A 20965-nucleotide genomic window follows, 5' to 3' on the forward strand; every position below is an offset into this window, starting at 1 on the left:
GTCCCGTCGCTGCCCGCGGTCACGCCCCGGCCTCCGGGGCTTCGCCGGCCCAGCGGGCCCACTCCGCGGTGGCCGCGGACGCCTCGGCGAACGGGGTGCGCGCGGTGAAGCCCAGCACCCGGCGGGCCTTGGCGTAGTCGGCGCGGGCCGTCGAGCGGTAAAGCTCCAGCTCCCAGTCGGCCACCGGTTCCCCGGCGGTGACGGCCCCGGGGCCGCCCAGCCCGCGCAGCGCGCGGACCGCGTCGAAGAACGCGCCCCAGCGCAGTTCTTCGGGGTGCCCCACGAGGAACCGCTCGCCGGCCGCGGCCGCGGTGTCCACGGCGAGCAGCACGGCCTCGGCCAGGTCGTCCACGTACACGGCGTTGCACACGCCGCCGTCGCCACCGGCCGGGAGCTGGGCGAAGTCGCCCTCCGGGCGGCCGAGCTGCGCCGTCGTCCACTGGCCGCCCCAGGGGCCGTGGACCACGCCGGGCTGGATCACCACCGTCTCCAGGCCGTCGCCGTGGGCCCGTACGACGAGCTGTTCGGCGGCGAGCTTCTGCTGCTCGTACTCCTGGTCGGCGGGGTCGGCCGGGCGTGCGGCGGAGTCCTCGGTCAGGGCGCCGGTCACGGCCGGGTCGTAGACGTCGATCGTGCTCAGGTGGACCACGCGGCGCACACCGGCGGCGCGGGCGGCGGCCAGCACGTTCCCGGTGCCCGCGACGGAGGCTGCCCAGCGGTCGCCCTCGTCGCCGGAGCTGCCGAACGCGCAGTGCACGACGGTGTCGCAGCCCTCGAACGCCTCCCGGAGCGCGGCCTCGTCCAGCAGGTCGCCCTGGCGGAACTCCAGCCGGTCCTGCGGCAGGACCGACAGCCGGGCGGCCCGGCCGAAGCCGCGCACCACGGGCCGGACCCGGGCCTCGGTGCCGAGCACCAGCCGTTCGACGAGCCGGCCGCCGATGAACCCGCTCGCGCCGGTGACGGCCACGGTGCGGCCGGCCAGCGCGGGCAGGGCGCCGGACCCGGCCTCGGCCTCCCGGCCCCGGGTCGTCCACGGCTGCGCGGACCGCTGGTGGGCGGGGCCGCCGTAGCACTCCTGGATCAGCTCGACCACCCGTACGCCGTCCTGCGCGGTGGAGTGGACGGCGGCCGCTCCGCGCACGGCCGCCGCGAAGTTGGCGAGCTGCTCGCTGAACAGCAGTTCCCACTCGTCCTGCGCCGGGGCCTGGGCCGGCACGTCCCCGCGGTGCAGCTCCACGCCGTCGGCGGTGACCAGGGTGCACTCTCCGGCCGGGAAGTCGGTGCCGATCGTCACCGTCGCACGGGTACCGGTGACCGTGCAGCTGATGCCGAGGTCGCGCAGCCGGCTGAAGTCGCAGGTCACGTCGGTGGTGCCGAACCGCAGCCGGACGTGGGCGTCCGTCTCCACCCCGCCCAGCGAGTTGTCCTCGGCGCCGACCACCTCCACGTCGGGGCCCAGCCACCACAGCAGGGTGTCGAAGACGTGCGAGGCGGTGTCGGTGAGGACGCCGCCGCCCGCGAGGCGCCGGTCGAACATCGACCAGGAGACCGGTTCGTGGGCGTACGGGTGCCCCTCGGACCAGTCGACCCGTACGACCTCGCCGAGGTCGCCGGCGTCGATGAGCCGCTTGATCCAGGCGTAGGCGGGGAAGAGCCGGCGCGGGTGGGCCATGGCCAGGACCGGCGCGCCCTCGGCCTCGGCGGTCCGCGCCAGCCGGCGGGCGTCCTCGACCGAGGTGGTCATGGGCTTCTCCAGCAGGACGTGCTTGCCCGCCGCCAGCAGCGCCTCGACGATCGGCGCGTGCAGGGTGTGCGGGGCCACCACGACGGCGGCGTCGAACGCGTCGGCGGCCAGGGCCGGGTCGGTGGCGAGCACCACCTGCTCGGCGGCGGTGCCGCCCAGCTCCCGGTAGAGGGCGAGCGCGGCCTCGGCCTGCCGCGGGTCACGGTCGATCAGCGCGGTGAGCTGCACGTCGCCCTTGAGCGGGGGCAGCGCGGGCAGGTGGCAGCCGCGGGCGGCGGCGCCGCACCCGACGATCGCGAGGCGTACGGGAGTCATGGTCGTCTCCAGGGGTGTACGGAACGGGGGAAGGGGGCTTTCAGAGGGCGGGGTGGTGGACCCACACGTTGGGCTCGGCGTAGGTGCCGTGGCCGTCCTCGGCGACCTGCAGCGGCACCAGCCCGCCGGGCAGCGGGTACGCGCCCGGGCCCGGCAGCGGCCGGCCGAGGAACTCCTCCCAGCGCGGGACCGGCTGACGGATCACCAGCGAGCGTTCGGCGATGCCGAGCCGGCTCGCGCCGAGCTCCAGGTGGGTCCGCAGCCAGGGGTCGAAGCAGCGCCCGTCGGGCAGCCGCCAGGCGGCGTAGTCGGCGAGGGGGATCAGCGGGTAGTGCGGCTTGCGGGTGGGCCGGACCGGGATGACCACGCCCCGGGGGGCGTGCTCGGCGGCCCGCCGGCGCACCTCGGTGAGCAGTCGTTCGGCGTGCCCGGCCGCCCGGTGCGCGCGGTCCACGGACACCGACAGCATGCACACGGCGTCGGTCCGGTCCGGCGGGCCGTGGTCGACGGCCTCCACCAGCACCTCGTCGCTGCCTCCCGGCAGGGAGGCGGGGCTGCCGTCCCAGCGGACCGGCAGCCCGTTGGCCGCCGCCACCAGTTGCCCGTCGCCGTCCACCAGGCACAGCTGGTGGGCGGGGTAGCGGTCGTACATGCCGTGCCAGCGCCAGTTGCCCGGGGATTCCCAGCTCATGAACTCCGGCATGTTGGCGCCGATCAGGGCGTCGACGGCGGGCAGCAGCTCCGGGTCCCGGGACAGGTCGGTCAGGGTGGTGGGGGTCACCGGCGCGTCAGCCCAGCAGCCGGGTCCGGGCGGTGGCCCGCATCTCGCGCGAGCGCCGCAGGTCCGAGGTCACGCACACCCGCTTCAGCCAGCGGTCGGTGCCGTCGTAGCGGGCCCGGAACGGCAGCCGGCCGTGCACCGCCCGGTGGTTGTCGATGAACAGCACGTCCCCCTGGTCCGCCACGACCTCGCGCATCGCGGCGTCCACCACCTTGAACAGTGCGTCGTAGGCGCGGCGGGCGTCGGTGTCGTCCTCCGGGACGGAGGTGAAGTACGGGTCGAGACGCATGTACGGGTCGACGCGCGAGCCGTACAGCAGCGGGCCGAGCGGCCGTTCGTCGATCATCCGCTGGATGGTGGCGAAGCGGGCCGCCTCCTCCTCGGAGGCGATGGTGTTGTTCTTCGGCAGGTGCGACTCGTCGGGCGCGATGTAGAAGCGCGGCTCGAAGAGGACGTCGATGTCGTCGGCGGACAGCGAGGACAGGTCGAGCTCGCCGACCGTCGTCGGGACGTGGTCCGGGTTGCGCAGCGCACCGAGGATCAGGTAGTCGCTGCGGTAGGGGTGGAAGGCGTCCTCGGTGTGCCAGGTGAGCAGCTCCTTGCTGCCCATGCCGAGCTGGTCGTTCTCGTGCGCCCGGATCGGGAAGATGTCGTGCACGAGGTGCCCGTCCTGCTGGGTGGCCCAGCCGAACGGCTCGCCGAGCAGCGCCGAGTAGAGCATCAGCAGGAGCTCCTCGGGGAACTCCGGGCCGGGCCGCAGGCGGCCGCGCCAGTGGTCGGGGGTGGGGCCTATGCGCTGCTGGTCGAAGTCGTGGCCGCTGATCACGGCGTGGCCGTGGCGGTCGGCCAGTTGGAACTCGCGCAGGAAGCGCTGCACGCCCTCCGGCAGGCCCGCGGCCAGCCGGGGCAGGTCGTGGAGCAGCCCGGGGTCGCCGAAGGACGGGTAGGCGGAGGCCAGTTCGAGGCACAGGTCCGCTGTGGCGGAGGCCTCGTCGGGCGTCAGGGTGTAACCGTGTGTGGACTGGTCGGTGAGGTTCGACATGCCAACTCTCGCTGAGTGGTCGGGGATGGTTGCTGCTGCCCGCGGCCGGCCGGAGCCGGGCCGGGGCCCTCGGGTGGTGCGGTGGCGTGCAGGTGGTCCGCGGGGTGCGGGCCCGCCGGTTCAGCGCCCGGCCGGCATTCCGCCGGAGGACGGGGCGGCCGTGAGCGCCGCGGCGAGCAGCCGGGGCGTGGGCGAGGCGAAGAGCGCGCTCGCGCGGAGTCCGGCGGCGCCGGAGTGGGACTCGCGCAGCCGCGCGAGCAGGCGCATGGCGAGCAGGGACTGGCCGCCGTGGTCGAAGAAGTTGTCGTCGGGGCCCAGGCTCGGGTCGCCCAGGACCTCGCGGAAGAGGCCCAGCGTGGTGCCCAGCGGCTCGCCGGGACCGGCCCCGTCCGGACCGTGCGCCCCGGCGCCGGGACCCTGGAGGGACGGGGCCTTCGCCAGGGCCTGTGCCGGGGCGGGCGGGGCGGTCGCGGTGCCGGTCGCCCAGGCGGCCAGCAGCCTCTTGTCGATCTTGCCGTGCGGGTTCTTCGGCAGGACGGCCACCCGGTGGAGCACCCGCGGCACCGCCCAGTCCGGCAGCTGCGCCTCCAGCGGCGCGACCAGCGCGTCCCGGTCCGCGCCCGTGAGCCGTACGGCCTCCCCCGGCAGCGGCGCCGCCGCCGGATCGGCGGGCACGGTGAACGCCCACAGGACCGTGCCGGTCGCGGGGTCGGGGAAGACCACGGCCTGGCCCACGCCGGCCGCCTCGCACAGGGCGCGCTCCACCCGGGCGGGCTCCAGCCGGTGCCCGCGGATCTTGATCTGGTCGTCGGCCCGGCCGAGGAAGACCAGCTGCCCGTCGGCGTCGACGCGGCCGAGGTCGCCCGTCACGTACGCGCGGGCGCCGGGTGCGGTGGCGTACGGGTCGGGGACGAAGCGCCGGGCGGTGGCCGCGTCGTCGTCGAGGAAGCCGCGGGCCAGCAGCGGGCCCCCGATGTGGATCTCCCCGGTCTCGCCGTCGGGCACCGGCCGGCCGTCGCGGCGGACCGTGATCTCCACGTCCCGCAGCGGGGTGCCGAGCGGCACCTCGTCGGCGTTGGCCGGGAGCCGTCCGGTGTAGAAGGTGGAGCTGACCGTGCACTCGGTGAGGCCGTACACGTGGGCGAGGGCGGCGGGCTGCCGGTCCTGCCACTCCCGGTAGGGCCGCGGGTCCATCCGTTCGCCGCCGACCACCACGGTGCGCAGGGCCTGCGGGGTGGTCGCCGCGGCGGTCTCCAGCCAGCGGGCGTACTCCAGCCAGTACTGGGTGGACAGTTCCACCACGGTGGTCCGGCTGCGGGCCATGGCGACGTGGAGCTCCTCGGCGTCCAGGGCGCGGGTGTCCTCCCGGCACACCACCGCCGCACCGGCCGCGAAGGCGGGGAACACCTCCTCGATCAGTACGTCGAAGCCCAGCGAGGCCACCTGGAGCCAGCGGTCGTCCGGGGTCAGCGCGAGCCGCTCGGCGACGGCGGTCGCGAACCGGCCCAGGGCGTCCCGCTCGACGACCGTGCCCTTGGGCTGTCCGGTGGAGCCGGAGGTGAACAGCACGTAGGCCACGTCGGACCCGGCGGCCGCCGGCCGGCGCCGCGTCCCGGCCGCGCCGTCGGGCGCCGTGCCGTCGGGCGCCACGCCGTCGGGCACCGCGCCGGGCGCCGGCACCGGTACGTACGCGGTCTCCGGCGCGTGGTCGCCGTCGCCCAGCCAGACGGCGGCAGCGGTGCGGCGGACCAGCGCCGCGCGGGCCGCGGCCGGGAGCCGGTCGTCCAGGACGGTGAAGCCCGCTCCGGCCTTGAGCGCCGCCAGCATCCCGAGCACCGTACGGGCGGGATCGGCGAACGCCAGGCCCACCAGCCGCCCGGGGGCGGCACCGCGCTCGACGAGCGAGTCGGCCCAGGCGTCGGTCAGCCGGTCCGCCTCGCCGTACGCCAGCACCCGGTGCGGGGTCACCAGGGCCGGCCGGGCGGGATGGGCGCGCACCGACCGCTCCCACAGGTCGAGCACGTCGAGCCCGTGGCCGCTCCCGGTCGCGGCGGTCACCGGCCCGGCCCGCGGGTGCGCAGGAAGGCCGACAGGCCGTCCAGGCCCGCCCGGAAGGCCGCTTCCGGGCCGCCGAAGCCCAGCCGGGCGCCGTGCGGAGCCCCGAAGGCCGTGCCCGGGACCAGCAGGGTGCGGTGCCGGTCCAGCAGCTCCAGGCAGAACCGTTCCACCGCCTCGGGGCCGGCGCCGGCCCGCTCCAGCTCGCGGAAGACCGGCAGCGCGCACACCCCGCCCTCCGGCGGGGTCCACCGGACCAGCCCGAGCGCCTCGTGCTCGGCCATCCACTCCGTCAGGTGCGCCAGGTTGCGCCGTGCCCCGGCCGCCCGTGCCCCGATCAGCACGTCGGCGTTGCGCATCGCCCGCTCGGCGATCAGCTCGACCAGCGGCGACAGGAACAGGGTGGTCCGGTCGCGCAGCGGGAAGGTGGCGGTCAGCAGGGGCTTGGGCGCGACGGCCCAGCCCACGCGCAGCCCGGGCAGGCCGAACGTCTTGGAGAAGGTGCCGTAGGAGACGGTGTCGCCGCCGTCCGCGCCGGGATCGGGCAGTACCTCCCAGCGGTGGGCGATCTCGGCGGTGGCCGCGTCCCAGACGAGCGTGGCGCCGGTGACGGCGGTGCGCTCCGTGAGGGCCTTCAGGCCGTGCGGGGAGAGGGAGACCCCGGTGGGGTTGTGCGGGAAGTTGACGATGACGGCCGCGGTGCCAGGGGTGACCAGGGCGGTCAGCACCTCCGGGTCGATCTCGCCGTCGCGGACCGCCGTCGCCGGCAGGGTGACGACCTCGCATCCCGCCGCCCGCGGATAGTGGCCGAGCGAGTGGTAGATGCCCTCCTGGACGACGACCCGGTCGCCGGGGTGCAGCAGCGTGCTCAGGGTCAGCGCGATGGCCTCGCTGGAGCCGTGCGTGACCAGCACCCGGTCGGCGTCGCCGCCGGCGTACCGGTCGGCGATGGCCGCGCGGATGCCGGCCCCGCCCTGCGAGACGCTGTCGTCCATGACGATCTCGTCGAGGTCGGCGGTGGAGATCCGGCACAGGTCGCGTATCTCGGCGAAGGTGTACGGGTGGACCCCGCTGGAGCTGATGTCGTGGATGTCCGGGCCGAGGTGCCGGCGGTACCACTCCTCCAGCACCGGAGGTTCTTCATGCCGTGGACGGAGACTGCTCATGGCTGTGCAACTGTCCCTTCTCTACCCCTGACGGGCTTCCCGCCACCAGCGCTGCCCGGAGAGGGGGAGCGTGTCGATGGGGTCGTAGTAGTGGTACGAGCCGCTGTGGGCGTCCGGGGCCGCCGCCTCCAGCGGGGTGAGGTAGCTCTTGCTCCAGTGCGAGACGCCGAGTTCCCGGTCGTAGGCGTCCGCCTGGTCCACCCACCGCTTGCCGGCCATCGGCACGTCGCACACGATGCGCGGAGTGGCGAACCCCGGGAGGTAGCCCATGATCTGACGCTGGATCTGCTGTGCGCTGTGCAGCGGGACCCGCCAGTGCTCGGCGTTCGGGATCATGTCGCACATGTAGAAGTAGTACGGAGTGATGCCGGCGTGGTCGCAGAGCGCGAAGCACAGGTCGAGCAGGTCGTGCGCGCTGTCGTTGACCCCGCGCATCAGCACGCCCTGGTTGCGCACGTCGTGCAGGCCGGCGCCCAGCAGGCCCCAGGCCGCCCGGGCCACGCCGGACGTCACCTGCTGGGCGGCGTTGGCGTGGGTGTGCAGCGCGATGCGCACGCCCCGGGACCGCGCCTTGGCGGCGACGCGTTCCACACCCCGCAGCACCGGGGCGGAGCTCCAGTGCTGCGGCAGTCCGATCAGGCCCTTGCTGGCCAGCCGGATGTCGCGGACCGACTCGATGTCCAGCAGCCCGTCCACGAAGCGCTCCAGCCGCGGCCAGGGCATGTTCGCCAGGTCGCCGCCGGAGACCACCACGTCCCGGATGCCCGGGGTGGCGCGCAGGTGCGCCAGGATCCGATCGGCCCGGTCGGCCGGCTTGAGCTGGAGCCTGTTCTTGGTGACCTGCGGGGTGGAGTTGCCGACCAGGTCCATCCGGGTGCAGTGCCCGCAGTACTGCGGGCAGGTCGACAGCAGCTCCGCCAGCACCTTCGTGGGGTAGCGGTGGGTCAGCCCCTCCACCACCCACATGTCCTGCTCGTGCAGCGAGTCCCGGCTGGCCATCGGGTGCGAGGGCCACACCGGGTGCCGGTCGGAGAGGACCGGCAGCATGTAGCGCCGTACGGGGTCGTCGTAGAAGGCCTTGGTCAGCTCGCCGGGGCGGGCCGCCGAGGCCTCCGCGGCCATCGTGTTGATCATCTGGGGCGGCAGCAGCACCGACATCGTCGCCCGGTGCAACCGGTCCTGCTCCCAGTCCTCGTAGAACTCCTCGTCGAGCAGGTCGCCGACGACGGCGCGCAGTCCCTTCGCGTCCTTGACGCAATGGGCGCGCTGCCACTGCGGATCCGCCCACTCCGCCTCGGTGACCTCGCGCCAGCCCGGGAAGCGTCTCCAGTCGGGTTCCGCGAGCGGACGGCTCCGGTACGCGTAGACGGCTTCGAGAGCCGCTGATTCCGTCTGGCTGCGTGCTGTGTCCACCAACCCGCCACCCAATCCCGTCGGTTTCGGCCGTATCGCCTGACGTCAACCGATCTTGCAGAGCCCCGGCGTTGTACACGAGGTCAGGTTGTACGGGGCGCAGCTGCCGTGCGCCCCTGTACAACCGGCCGACGGGGACGAAGGGTTGTACGAGCCGCCGCAGGAGCCGCTGTACGGGGCTCCGGACGGAAGCGGCCTTGTACAGTCCTCCGTCGGACGGCCGAAGCGGAATGCCCGGAGAACGGGCGGTGGCCCGCCGGTTCGGCAAGGAACCGAAATCGGACGACCCGTGCCGGAAGTGGCCGGAATTCTCGACTGATGATTGATCGATTTGTCAGTGGCATGTACCAATGTCCGAGAGATCCGGTGCTGAGGTATCCGGTCGCCTGAGGGGCCTCCAGCCCGGCGCACCTCCCGGCCGTGCGCCCCGACCAGGTTGTACGGCCCGGATGGACCATGTGCTTCGTTCAACACCATCGATGAGCAGGGGGAGAAGCATGCCCAGGCCAGAGCGGTTACTGGACCCCACGGCGGGACCGTTGGAGCAATTCGCCCACGACCTGCGCCTGCTGCGCAGGCAGGCCGGGAACCCCTCCTACCGGACCATGGCCAAACGCGCCCACTACTCCGTGGCCACCCTCGCCGAAGCGGCCCGCGGGCTGCACAAACCCTCGCTGAAAGTGACCCTCGCCTACGTGGCCGCCTGCGACGGCGACCCCGAGCCGTGGGCCCGCCGCTGGTACCGGCTCAGCAGCGAACTGGAAGGACCCGACGCCCCCGCCCGCGGACAGCCGCGCGCCCCCGGTCTGGTGCCGCCCCAGCCGACCGCCGGCCACCGCCGCCCCGCGGACGAGGGACCCGCCCCCGCCCGGCGGCCGGCCGCGCCCCGCACCCCCGCGGCCCCCGCTCCGCCCGCACCCGGGGCGGGCGCCGGCCGGCGCCGGGTGGCCGCCGGCGCGCTGACGGTCGACGAGCGGGCCGAACTGCGCCGGCTGCGCAGCGAGGTCGAGGAACTGCGGCACGCGAACGCGGTGCTCAAGGCGGCCTCCGCGATCTTCGCCGCGGATCTCCGCACAAACTCCCTGGTCGTGTACAACCCGGCGGACCGCCAAGATCCGTTGGCATGACCGGAACGCCGGGCGGCCTGGGCCCCCGGCGCACCCGGCGGACCCGACGACCGACCCTTGGGGACTGACCATGCGTGTGCTCGGAGTCAACGGCTGGCCCGGCGCCAGCCACGACGGTGCTGCCTGCCTCGTCGTGGACGGCGAAGTCATCGCCCTGGCCGAGGAGGAACGCTTCACCCGCAACAAGCACGCCTACGGCGAGGCGCCCTTGAACGCCGCTGCCCACTGCCTCGCGGAGGGCGGTCTCACCCTGGACGACATCGACGTCGTCGCCCACGGGTGGGACCTGCCCACGCTCTTCGCGGACCGCGGCCTGGACTGGTTCGACAGCGACGCCGACGCCCTCGAACACCTCCTGCCCAAGGCCCTCTTCCCGCGCGCCCGCGACCCCCGGCTCACTTTCGTCGACCACCACGTCGCCCACGCCGCCAGCGCCTACCTCCTCTCGGGGCGCGACCGGGGCGCCGTCCTCGTCCTGGACGGCCAGGGCGAGAACGCGAGCACCACCCTCGCCGTCGGCATCGACGGCCGGATCAAGACCCTGCGCTCCCACACCCCCGGCTGGTCCCTCGGCTACTTCTACGCCGCCGTCTGCGCCTACGCCGGCCTCGGCGCCGACAACGCGGGCAAGATGATGGGCCTGGCCTCCTACGGCACCCCCGGCGACCTCACCTTCGGCGGCGCCCTCGGCTTCACCGACGAGGACTACACCGTCGGCGTCGTCCCGCCCGACCTGCGCTCGACCGGCAGCACCGACGAGGAGACGGCCACCATCCGGTACTGGCTGGAGCACCTGGAGAAGACCCTCCGGGACGCCCCCAACCACACCGTGCGCCACTTCGACCCGCACTACGGCCGGTACACCAAGACCACCGACCGGGACCCGTTCGAGTACCGGGACCTCGCCGCCACCGCGCAGGCCGCGCTGGAGCGGGCCGTGACGGGCCTGGTCCGCGGCCTGCTGCGGGAGACCGGCGAGACCACCCTGATGATCGCCGGCGGGGTCGGCTTCAACGCCACCCTCAACGGCAAGCTCATGCGGATGCCCGAGGTCCGGGACCTCTTCGTCCAGCCGATCGCGGGCGACGCGGGCGTCTCGCTGGGCGCGGCGGTCTGGGTCGCCGCCGAGGAGGGCGACCGGATCCTGCCCATGACCGGCTCGGTCGCCTGGGGCCCGCAGTGGTCCGCCGGGGAGATCCGCGAGGTCCTGGAGGCCACCGGCACCGCGTACAGCGAGCCCGCAGACATCGCCGCGGCCACCGCCGGCGTCCTCGCCTCCGGCGGGGTCGCCGGATGGTTCCAGGGCCGCGCCGAGGGCGGCCCCCGCGCCCTGGGCCACCGCAGCCTCGTCGCCGTGCCCAGCCCCGAGTCCACGCGGGACCGGGTCAACATCCGCATCAAGGACCGCGAGGCGTGGCGCCCGTTCGCCCCCAGCATGCAGGAGGAGGTCGCCGAGTCCCTGATCGGCACCGCCACCCCGCTGCCGTACATGATCGTCACCACTCCGGTGACCGAGGCCGGCGCCGCGGCCATGCCGGCCGTGGTCCACAGCGACCTCACCACGCGTCCGCAGACCGTCTCCGCCGCCGTCGACCCGCTCTACCACCGCCTCATCGGCGAGGTCGGCGGCCACACCGGGACCGCCGTCGTCATGAACACCTCCTTCAACGGCCGTGACGAACCCGTCGTGTGCACGCCCCGGGACGCCCTCGCCACCTTCCACCGGCTGCCGCTGGACGCCCTCGCCCTCGGCCCGTTCCTCGTGCGCCGCCCCGCCGGAGCCCTCGGGGAGGCCGGCGCGTGACCGCCCCGGCACGCCAGGACGCTCCCCCCGCCGGGACGGACGCCGCGCCGCCCGTCCCGGCCGGGCCCGCCGCCGAGGAGATCCGCGCCCGCCTCACCGGCTGGCTCGCCGAGGCGGTCCTGACCCCCGACACCGACCTCACCGCCCCGCTGCGCGACCTCGGCGTGGACTCCATCGACCTGATCCGCACCGCCCGCCGCATCGAGACCTCGTACGGGGTGCGGGTGCAGCTGCGCGAGCTGTTCGCGCCCGGACTGACGGCGGCCGCCCTGGCCGTGCTGGTCGCCGAGCGGGCCGCCCGCCGCGGCGGCGCCGAGGCCGACCCGCCCGGCACCCCCCACGACCCGGTCGTCCTCACCCCCTCCCAGGAACAGGCCTGGGAGGAGCAGACGGGCGAACGCGGCCAGTGGAACCAGGCCATGCTCTTCACCACCCGGCCGGACATCGACCCGGACCTGTTCGCCGAGACCGTGCGGCGGCTGGTCGCCGGCCACGCCTCGCTCCGCCTCGCCGTCGAGGAGCGCCCCGCCCGGCGGCCCCGGCAGCGGACGGCGGCCCTGGCGACCGACGGGCCGCCCGCCGACGCCCTGGGCCCGGTGCTCGACACCGTGGAGATATCCGAACTCGCCGACGCCGACCTGTCGGCGGCCGTCACCCTCCGGTGCGAGCTGGAGCAGCGCTCCCTGGACCCGCGGGCGGGGCGCGTGGCCCGCTTCGTCCGCTTCGACGCCGGCCCCTCCCGGCCCGGCCGGCTGCTGATCGTCTTCCACCAGCTCGCGATCGACATGCTGTCGTGGTCGGTGGTGCTGGCCGACCTGGAGGAGACCTACACGGCGCTGGAGGCCGGCCGGGACGACGCCTGGCCGGCCGAGGGCACCTCGTACCCCGAGTGGGCCGGGGCCCTGGCCGCCCACGCCCGCACCCCCGAGGCGGAGGCCGAGGCGGAGTGGTGGACCCAGGTGGCCCGCACCCCCGCCACGCTGCCGCCGGACCTGCCCGCGGCCGGGGAGGGGGCGCAGGCACCGGCCGACCCGCGGGCCGGGAACACCGCGGCCACCGCCGCCACGCACCTGGAGGAGTTCCCGCGGGACCTCACCGCCCGCCTCCACGCCGCCGCCCGGGCCCACCGGGCCCACCCCGGCGACCTCGTGCTGCACGCCCTCGGGGAGGCCCTCGGCGAGCGGCTCGGGGAGCCGGCCGTACGCGTGGACCTCCTGCGCCACGGCCGCGAGGAGACCGTCGGGGACTCCCATCTGTCCCGCACCACCGGCTGGTTCACCTCCACCGTCCCGGTCCGCCTCGACCTGGCTCCCGGAACCCCGGCCGAACGCCTGGCCCGGACCGTGGGCCACCTCGCGGCCCTCCCCGGCGGCGGGGTCGGCCACGGAGCGCTCGCCCGGCACGGCCGGCCCCGGACCGCCGCCGTCCTGCGGGCCGCCCCGCCCAGCGACGTCTCGTTCGACTACGAGGGCGACGACGTCGACTCCCTGCCGCTGGGCACCCTGCTGACGGAGGTGGCCCCGGAACCGGTGGGCGACATCACCGCGCCCCACTGGACCCGCCCGCACGCGGTGGAGGTGATCGCCACCACCGACGACGGGACGCTGCGCGTCGAGTGGTGGTACTCCACCGCCCTGCACCGGGCGGCGACCGTCAGCGCCCTCGCCGCCCGCCACCGGGCCCTGCTCACCGACCTCCTCACCGCACTGTCGCCCCCCGCCCCCGAGGCACCCACCCGCTGAACGCCCCACGGACGGACCGGAACCCCCTGCCATGACCCTGCCCAGCGTGCTCGACCCCTTCTTCGCCCTCGCCCGCTCGGACCCCGACCGGCCCGCGGTCGTCGACCACGGAGTGACCGTCGGCTACGGCCAACTGGCCGGCTGGGCAGGGGCCGTGGCCGATCTGGTCGCCACCCGCGGCCCGGCCGGCGAACAGCCGCCGGTGGCCGTCCAGGTCCACCACGCCGCCCGCGACATCGCGGCCGTCCTCGGCGTCCTCGCCGCCGGCCGCGCCTACGTGCCCGTCGCCGACGGCCCCGCCGGCCACGCCGACGCGGCCCTGCGCCGGCTGGGCTGCCGGGAGCTGGTCGCCACCGCCGGCCCGGGGGCGCTGCCCGCCGTCGACCGGGTGCTGCGGCCCAACTGGGGCCGCACGCAGGCCCCGCTCCGCGAGGCCGGGGAACCGGTACGGGCCGAGGACCCCGCGTACGTGCTGTTCACCTCGGGATCCACCGGCGCCCCCAAGGCGGCCGCGGTCCCGCACGGCGCGCTCCACGCCGTACTGCCCCCGCTGCGGCGCCAGTACGGCGTCGGGCCCGGCACGGTCTCCCTCAACTTCCACCGCATGGACGGTGACACCAGCCTGGAGGAGGTCCTGCCGGTCCTGCTGGCCGGAGGGCTCGTCGTCCTCGACGAGGACAGCGAGGCCGACCTCGACCGGGTCCTGACCGACCACGAGATCACCCTGGTCAACCTGCCCGTCGACTACTGGCACCTCTGGACGGGCCACCTGCTGGACTCCGGGCGGACCGTGCCGGCCTCGGTCGGCACCGTCGTGATCGGCGGCGAGGCCGTCCGCCCGGACATGCTGGAGCGCTGGCGGCGGCTCCGCGCCGACGACGTCGTCCTGCTCAACACGTACGGGTCCACCGAGACCGCGCTCGTCACCCACAGCGCGGTCCTCGCCGGGCCGGGCGCACCCGCCTCCTTCCCCGACGGGATACCGATCGGCCGACCGCTGCCCTCCGTACGGCAGGCGCTCGTGCCCCGCCCGGACGCACCGTACGGGCCGGCCGAACTCCTCCTGGCCGGGCCCCAGCTGGCGCTCGGCTACGTGGACGACCCGGAGCGGACCGCCGACCGGTTCCCGGCCGGCGACCCCGCGGTCGGCACCGGACGCTGGTACCGCACCGGGGACCTCGTCACGGAGACCGACGACGGCTCGCTCCTCTTCCACGGCCGGATCGACCACCAGGTCAAGATCCGCGGCCACCGGGTGGACCTGCTCGACGTGGAGGGGGCGCTGGGCCGGCTCCCCGGCGTCACGGCCGTCGCCGCGGCCGGCCACCGCAAGGGCGAGCACACGGCGCTGGTCGCGTTCGTCGTCCTCCCCGGACCGGCCGGACCGGCCGGCGGCGGGGACGGCACGGCGGAGCTGCGCGAGCGGCTGCGGGAGGCCGTGCCCGCCCCCCTGGTCCCCGACCGGATCATCGCCGTGCCCGAACTGGTGCACACCCGCACCGGCAAGGTCGACCGCGCGGGCACCCTGGACCGGTACCTGTGAGCAACCGACTCTTCGACGCCTCCGTCGCCCCCGCCGCCGTCCCCGAGGCGGACTCCCGCGGCCCCTGGGCCTACCTGTGGTGGCTGGTCCGCATCCGGCCCTGGCCGCTCGTGCTCGCCGCCGCGCTCGGCGTGCTCTGGATGATCCCCCTCGCGCTGGTCCCGCTGGTCATCGGCCGGGCCATCGACGCGGCCGGGCAGGACACGGGGCAGACCGGCCTGTACCTGTGGTCGCTCCTCGCCCTCGGTCTCGGCGTCCTCCAGGCCCTGGCCGGCGCCGGCCTGATCCAGGCCGCCGTCGGGGCCGAGGCCCACGCCCTGTCCACCACGCACCGGGTGCTGATGCGTCAGGTGGTCCGCCTCGGCGCGGCCCTGCGCGGCAAGGCCCGCTCCGGGGACGTCGCGGCCTCCGCCGCCGCCGACGTGGAGAGCATCGGCAACTCCTTCGAGGTCATCGGCCGCACCGTCGGCGCCGTCGTCGCCGCCGTCCTCGTGGCCGTGGCGCTCACCGTCACCTCGCCCGTCCTCGGACTGGCCGTGCTCGTCGGCGTCCCCGCCGCGGTGCTCAGCATCGGCCCGCTCCTGCGGCCCCTGCAGGAACGCGACGAGGCCCAGCGCGAGCTGATGGGCGTCGCCACCTCCCAGGCCGGCGACATCGTCGCCGGCCTGCGCATCCTGCGGGGCATCGGCGGCGAGGCGGCCTTCGCCGCCCGCTTCCGCCGCACCAGCCAGCAGGTCCGCCGGGCCGGCGAGTCCGCCGGCCGCATGGAGGCCTGGCTGCAGGCCGCCGGGGTCTTCCTGCCGGGGCTGGTTACCGTCGGGATCGTCTGGCTCGGCGCCCGGCTCGCCCTGAACGGCACCATCACCGCGGGTGAACTCGTCGCGTTCTACGGTGCCTCCGCCTTCCTCACCCTGCCCGTGAGCACGGCCACCGAGGCCGCCGAGACCCTCAGCCTCGCCAAGGTGGCCGCCGGCCGGGTCTGCACCCTGCTGCGCCTGACCCCCGACACCGTCCGGCCCGAGCACCCCCAACCGCTGCCCGCCGGGGCCCTCGCCCTGACCGACCCCGGCCTCGGCATCACCGCCGAGGCCGGCCGGCTCACCGTGCTCACCGGCCCGGCCGACCGCATGGCCGACCTCGCCGACCGGCTCGCCCGCCCCGGGCCCGCCGGGCCCGCACCCGTCCTGCTGGGCGGCGTTCCGCTGGACCGGGTGGACCCCGCGGAACTGTCCGCACGGCTGCTGCGCTCCGGACCGGCCGACACCCTCTTCAGCGGCACCGTGCGCGAGGAACTGAGCGCCGGTTCCGCCCGGTCCCGGGAGGCGCTGGCCCGGGCCCTGTACGCCGCCGACGCCTCCGACGTCGTCGCGGCCCTGCCCGGCGGACCGGACGCGTGGCTGGACGAGGGCGGCCGCGCCCTGTCCGGCGGCCAGCGCCAGCGCCTCGTCCTCGCCCGCGCCCTGCTCGCCGCCCCCGACGTCCTCGTCCTGGAGGACCCCACCGCTTCCGTCGACGCCCACACCGAGGCCCGCATCGTCGACCGGGTCGCCGCGCTGCGCGCCGGACGCACCACCGTGGTGCTCACCGACAGCCCCCTCTGGCGCGGCGCCGCCGACCGCACGGTCCGCCTCGCCGCGGACCCGGACGCCGCCCCCGGCGGCCCCGGCGGCCCCGACCGCTCCGCAGGAGTGCCCTCATGACCACCACCCCCGCCTCCACCCGGGCCCCCTCCACGGGCGCCGGCACCTCCGCGGACCCCGGTCCCGCCGGTTCGTCCGCCGCCGGCCGCCTGCCCCTCGCCGACCGGGCCGAGGTCCGCGCCTGGACCGGCGCGTTCGTCCGTACCGAGGCCCGCCGACTGGCCCTCACCTTCGGGCTGTTCGCCGCCGCCCTGGTGGCCGGGCTGACCGGCCCGCGGCTGCTGGGCCACCTGGTCGAGTCCATCAAGAACGGCACCACCGCCGGCCGGGTCGACGTCCTCGCCCTGGCCTTCGTCGCCATCCTCGTCGCCCACGCCCTCCTCGCCCGCGCCGCCCGCACCCAGGCCACCCTGCTCGGCGAACGCGTCCTGGCCCGCACCCGCGAGGACTTCGTCCGCCGCGTCCTCGGGCTGCCCCTGTCCGAGGTGGAGGCCGTCGGCACCGGCGACCTGCTCAGCCGGGCCACCAACGACGCCGACCGGCTGAACGAGAGCATCCGCCAGGCCGTCCCGCGCATCGCGCTGGCCGCCGTCACCCTGGTGTTCACGTTCGCGGCGATCCTGCTCACCTCACCGCTGCTCGCCCTCGGCCTGCTGGCGGGCGTGCCCTTCGCCGCCCTGTCCACGTGGTGGTACCGGCCGCGCGCCACCCGCGCGTACGAGCGGCTGCTCGCGCAGGAGGCCGACGTGCTGGCCGTCACCCACGAGAGCACCCGCGGCGCCGCCACCGTCGAGGCACTCGGGCTCGGCCCCCGGCAGGCCGGACGCCACGGTGCGGCCGTCGACAGCGTGGTCCGCACCCGGCAGCGCACCACCTGGCTGCAGACCATCTGGTTCCCCAGCCTGGACCTGGCCACGATGGTCCCGATGGCGCTCACCCTCCTGATCGGAGGGCTGGCCTACCAGCGCGGCGAGGTCGGGCTGGCGGAACTGACCGCCGTCGTCCTCTACGTCCAGGCCCTCGGCGAACCCCTCAACGACCTGCTGACCTGGACCGACGAACTCCAGATCGGGAACGCCGCGCTGCGGCGCATCCTCGGTGTCGAACGGCTGCCCAAGGAGGAGCCGCGTCCGCCCGCCGTGCTGGACGGGCACGCCCTGCGCCTGGAGGGCGTCGGCTTCGGCTACGGTCCCGGCCGCGAGGTCCTCAGCGGCATCGACCTGTCCATCGCCCCCGGCGAGAAGCTGGTGGTCGTCGGCGCCTCGGGGGCGGGCAAGTCCACCCTCGGCAAGCTGCTCGCCGGGGTGCACCACGCCACCCGGGGGACCGTCAGCATCGGCGGCGCCGACGTGGCCCGGCTGCCGGTGGGCCAGTTGCGGCGGGAGGTCGTCCTGGTCACCCAGGAGCAGCACGTGTTCTCGGGCACGCTGCGGGACAACCTGACCCTGGCCGCCCAGGAGCCGGAGGCCGCCGGGGCCGCCGAGGGGGCCACGGCCGCCCGCCTGTGGGAGGCGCTGGAGACGGTCCTCCTCGCGGACTGGGCCCGCTCCCTGCCCGACGGCCTGGACAGCGAGATCGGCCCGGGCGCCGCCCCGGTCTCCCCCTCCCACGCCCAGCAACTGGCCCTGGCCCGCCTGCTGCTGTCCGACCCGCACGCCCTGGTCCTGGACGAGGCCACCGCCCTGCTGGACTCGACCGCGTCACGCCGCGTCGAACGCTCCCTGGCCGCCCTGATCGAGGGCCGCACGGTCATCTCGATCGTGCACCGCCTCGACTCCGTGCACGACGCCGACCGCATCGCGGTGATGGAGGCCGGCCGGATCGTCGAACTCGGCAGCCACACCGAACTCCTGTCGGCGGACGGGGCCTACGCGGCCCTGTGGCACTCCTGGTCCGGGGCCGGGACGGGGAGGGCGCGTCCACCCCGGACCCGCGAGGCGACGTGACCGACGTCACGGGGCGGTACATTTACCGCTGCCCGTCACAGGGGTGACGGGACAAGCGGAAGGAACGGGCGTGCAGGTTTCGATGCTCAGCCTCTGGGGCGCCGGGGCGTTCGGCGCGGTCATCGGCTGGATCTCCTACCGAACGCTGCGGCGGGCCGCCAACGCACCCAGGATCACCGACCTGATCACGGTCATCGCCGCGCTGGGCGGGGGCGCGGTGATCAACACGCAGTTCGCGGAGCCGGATCTGTTCGCCTGCTACGGCATCGGGCTGTTCGCGGGCTTCTTCGGCTACTTCGCCGTCGGCCTCCTGGTCGACCGGTCCGAGCGGAACGCCCTGGCCAAGCGGGAGGCGGCGGTGGCGCAGGTCCCCGCGCAGCCCGCGGAACCGGCGCCCGGCCGGCCGGAGGAGCGAGCCGTGATCGGGCCGCAGAGCTCGGGCTGGATGGGCAACCCGATGCCGTCCGGCGGCACGCCCCGCCGGACGACCGGCCAGGTCACTCAGCGCAGCCGGAGCGCGGAGGAGCAGTAGGCGGTGTAGGCCAGCCCCAGGACGTTGCCCTTCCGCAGCAGTTCCATCCGCACCCGGTGCAGGGCAGATCCGACTTCGTCGCCGGCGACGAGGAGCTCCCAGAACCGTTCGGCGAAGTCCCCGGCAAGACCCTGCTGCACCGTGATCTCCGTGCCGACGACACCGGCGGCGTGCAGGCCGGTGAAGACGGTGACGAAGGGCAGCCAGGTCCGGGCATCGTGGTCGGCCGTGTGACAGCCGTTGAGGAAGACCAGCGGAGAGAGGTCTTCCCAGCCCGCCCATCGCGCGTCCTCCCCCCAGGCGGTCAGGTCCTGGGGGAGGATCCGGTCGTCGTGGCCGATCTCCAGTACCGTCGGAGTGGAGTCCTCGGTACCGGGACGGGCCGGGAGCCCGTGGCCGTAGAAATAGAAGCAGTCACCGGGTGTGTTCATCAGGGCATCACGAAGGGTGTCCCTCCGGTCGCAGACCAGCACGTCGGCGAAGTGCTCGCTCAGGACCGACAGATGACGATGGGTCAGTTCGTACGCGAGCCGGTTGCTGCGCGCCACGGTGAGCGAGGGCGCGGCTCCCCCGCGACCGGCCCGCAGCCGGATCCGGCGGCCCGGCGGAGCGGACGGCGGCTGCTCGATGATGTGCCGGTAGCCCCAGAAACCGTACGGGCACAGCGTGTTGAGGCCGTGCTCGGCCTCCCCCGGGCAACAGCGGGCGGAAGCGTCCCGCTCCACCTGCTCCCAGCCCCCGGCGCACGGGTCGAGCGGCCCGCTGCTCTCCACGGGGATGTCGTACAGCAGGGCCCAGGGGAAGACGAGGTCCTGCATCTCGGTGCGGCAGACCTGGATCTCGGCCGGTTCGCGCAGTACGCGCCCCAGGGCCGCCCGGTCCGACTTGCTGCGGGCGATCATCTGGTAGAACGTCCAGCCGCGCCGTGCGAGCCTCGTCATGTCCTGGAGCAGCTCGGGGAACGGTTTGCCGTTGTCCTCGTCAAGCAGGTTCGCCAGCCATTCGTCCTCGCCCTTCCCACGCAGCTCCGCGTGACAGGCGAAGAGGTCGGCCCGCGCCTGTTCGAGTACGGCGACCACCTGGTGCTCGCTGAGCCAGAACGTGGCAACCGGGCCGTCCCCCGCGGCGACGTCGATCGTCATCGCCCCGTCCTGGCGGCCCACGCGCACCGCCGCGGCACGCGGCGGCAGGTCGGTCAGGGCGGCGAAACCGGAGGTCAGCGTGTAGTCGACCACCGCCGTCGTCGCCCCGCCGGGGCCCTCCGCGGCGGCGATCGCCGTGGTGAGGCTCACCGACTGCAGCTGGTTGCCGCGGTACGAGACGAACATCCGCAGCCGAGCGGGCCCGGGCTCTTCCGGGGCGACGAAGGGCACGTGGACGTACCGGCCCCGGTGCTCCTCCTCACAGGTGTGCCGGCCTCCGGGCACGCACGGGCAGACCCAGGCGGGGCCCCTGCGCGGCAGGAAGAGCCAGTGCCGTTCGGCGGAGAAGGCGAGGTCGTCGCTGACCAGGGTCAGCTGGAGCCAGTCGCCGTTCCCGTCGTCGTCCGTGTGGTCCAGGAGCACGTCGGGCAGCGCCACGGCCTGGCCCGCGAGGAGGCTGTCCTCGGACAACCGCCAGATGTCCAGCCGGAGTTCGTACGTCCTGCCGGAGGCGAGGAGCCGGTCCGCGGGGACGACCCGCCGCGAGAGCGGCCAGACGATCGCGACGTTGAGGAAGCGGTCCTCCGTCTCCGGCACGGGGCCGGCGCCCGGCACGGGCTCGGCGGGCGGGGTCACCCTCGGCTCGGCGCCGATGGGGACGTCGCGCGTCCCTTCCTGTTGCGAGGCGAGGAACCGGTCCCACGCGTCCATGGCTCGCGCGAAGTCATAGAGCACGCCCTCAAGGGCGTCTACGAAGCCCTCCGCGTCGAGATCCGGGTCAACCAGCAGTGCGGCCCAGGCTGCCCGGGCCTCCTCCTCCAGCTCCGGGTCGTCCCACGAGGCGGAGGCCCGCAAGGCCCGCAAGGTCGTCTCCTCCTCGCACCGGGGATCCCACGCATACGTCCCCGACTCCCGCATCTCCACGCTCGAACCGCCCCTCGCCTCCGCCTGGTGGTGGCATTCTGGGGCAGAC

14 protein-coding genes are annotated in these 20965 nt (G+C 75.1%); 7 read left to right on the top strand and 7 right to left on the bottom strand.

The window, feature by feature from the left end:
- Positions 1-19 precede the first annotated feature (19 nt).
- The 6 genes from ACQKM2_RS02200 to ACQKM2_RS02225 all read right to left on the bottom strand — a co-directional run bounded on the left by ACQKM2_RS02200 (position 20) and on the right by ACQKM2_RS02225 (position 8516).
- Positions 20-2059 carry an NAD-dependent epimerase/dehydratase family protein gene (locus tag ACQKM2_RS02200; RefSeq protein ID WP_427705546.1) on the bottom strand — a complete coding sequence of 680 codons (2040 nt, stop codon included), beginning with the start codon at positions 2057-2059 and terminating at the stop codon, positions 20-22.
- Positions 2060-2099: 40 nt separating this feature from the next.
- A complete protein-coding gene (locus ACQKM2_RS02205) occupies positions 2100-2840 on the bottom strand; it encodes a hypothetical protein (RefSeq protein ID WP_427705549.1) in 741 nt (246 codons plus the stop codon).
- Between the two features lie 7 nt (positions 2841-2847).
- Positions 2848-3882 carry an arginine beta-hydroxylase, Fe(II)/alpha-ketoglutarate-dependent gene (vioC, locus tag ACQKM2_RS02210; protein ID WP_427705552.1) on the bottom strand — a complete coding sequence of 345 codons (1035 nt, stop codon included), beginning with the start codon at positions 3880-3882 and terminating at the stop codon, positions 2848-2850.
- A 120-nt stretch (positions 3883-4002) separates the two neighbouring features.
- On the bottom strand, positions 4003-5940 hold the full coding sequence (locus tag ACQKM2_RS02215) for an amino acid adenylation domain-containing protein (protein ID WP_427705555.1): 1938 nt from the start codon (positions 5938-5940) through the stop codon (positions 4003-4005).
- A complete protein-coding gene (vioD, locus tag ACQKM2_RS02220; RefSeq protein WP_427705557.1) occupies positions 5937-7067 on the bottom strand; it encodes a capreomycidine synthase in 1131 nt (376 codons plus the stop codon). Before vioD ends, ACQKM2_RS02215 begins: the two co-directional genes overlap by 4 nt.
- Positions 7068-7124: 57 nt before the next feature.
- Positions 7125-8516 (bottom strand): KamA family radical SAM protein, encoded by a 1392-nt coding sequence (locus tag ACQKM2_RS02225; RefSeq protein ID WP_427705559.1) that lies wholly within the window; start codon positions 8514-8516, stop codon positions 7125-7127.
- A gap of 539 nt (positions 8517-9055) precedes the next feature.
- On the opposite strand from ACQKM2_RS02225, the gene ACQKM2_RS02230 reads away from it, so the two are divergent.
- The 7 genes from ACQKM2_RS02230 (at position 9056) to ACQKM2_RS02260 (ending at position 18850) form a co-directional block, all read left to right on the top strand.
- Positions 9056-9643: an XRE family transcriptional regulator gene (locus ACQKM2_RS02230; protein WP_427705561.1), complete on the top strand. Its 588-nt coding sequence runs from the start codon at positions 9056-9058 to the stop codon at positions 9641-9643.
- A gap of 70 nt (positions 9644-9713) precedes the next feature.
- Positions 9714-11447, top strand: a complete 1734-nt coding sequence (locus ACQKM2_RS02235) for a carbamoyltransferase family protein (protein ID WP_427705563.1) — start codon at positions 9714-9716, stop codon at positions 11445-11447.
- Positions 11444-13189, top strand: a complete 1746-nt coding sequence (locus ACQKM2_RS02240) for a condensation domain-containing protein (RefSeq protein ID WP_427705565.1) — start codon at positions 11444-11446, stop codon at positions 13187-13189. The genes ACQKM2_RS02235 and ACQKM2_RS02240 overlap by 4 nt, the downstream gene beginning before the upstream one ends.
- Before the next feature lie 31 nt (positions 13190-13220).
- On the top strand, positions 13221-14732 hold the full coding sequence (locus ACQKM2_RS02245; protein ID WP_427705567.1) for an AMP-binding protein: 1512 nt from the start codon (positions 13221-13223) through the stop codon (positions 14730-14732).
- On the top strand, positions 14729-16432 hold the full coding sequence (locus ACQKM2_RS02250) for an ABC transporter transmembrane domain-containing protein (protein ID WP_427705570.1): 1704 nt from the start codon (positions 14729-14731) through the stop codon (positions 16430-16432). The genes ACQKM2_RS02245 and ACQKM2_RS02250 overlap by 4 nt, the downstream gene beginning before the upstream one ends.
- Entirely contained in the window at positions 16429-18318 is a 1890-nt protein-coding gene (locus tag ACQKM2_RS02255; protein WP_427705572.1) for an ABC transporter ATP-binding protein, read from the top strand. Before ACQKM2_RS02250 ends, ACQKM2_RS02255 begins: the two co-directional genes overlap by 4 nt.
- A 70-nt stretch (positions 18319-18388) precedes the next feature.
- Positions 18389-18850, top strand: a complete 462-nt coding sequence (locus ACQKM2_RS02260; RefSeq protein WP_427705574.1) for a hypothetical protein — start codon at positions 18389-18391, stop codon at positions 18848-18850.
- Here ACQKM2_RS02260 and ACQKM2_RS02265 read toward each other — a convergent pair.
- Positions 18820-20856, bottom strand: coding sequence for a CHAT domain-containing protein (locus tag ACQKM2_RS02265; RefSeq protein ID WP_427705577.1), 2037 nt, complete (start codon positions 20854-20856; stop codon positions 18820-18822). The two genes, ACQKM2_RS02260 and ACQKM2_RS02265, sit on opposite strands and share 31 nt — an antisense overlap.
- Between the last annotated feature and the right edge of the window lie 109 nt (positions 20857-20965).

Source organism: Streptomyces sp. NPDC004126, assembly GCF_050275515.1.
GTDB lineage: Bacteria > Actinomycetota > Actinomycetes > Streptomycetales > Streptomycetaceae > Streptomyces.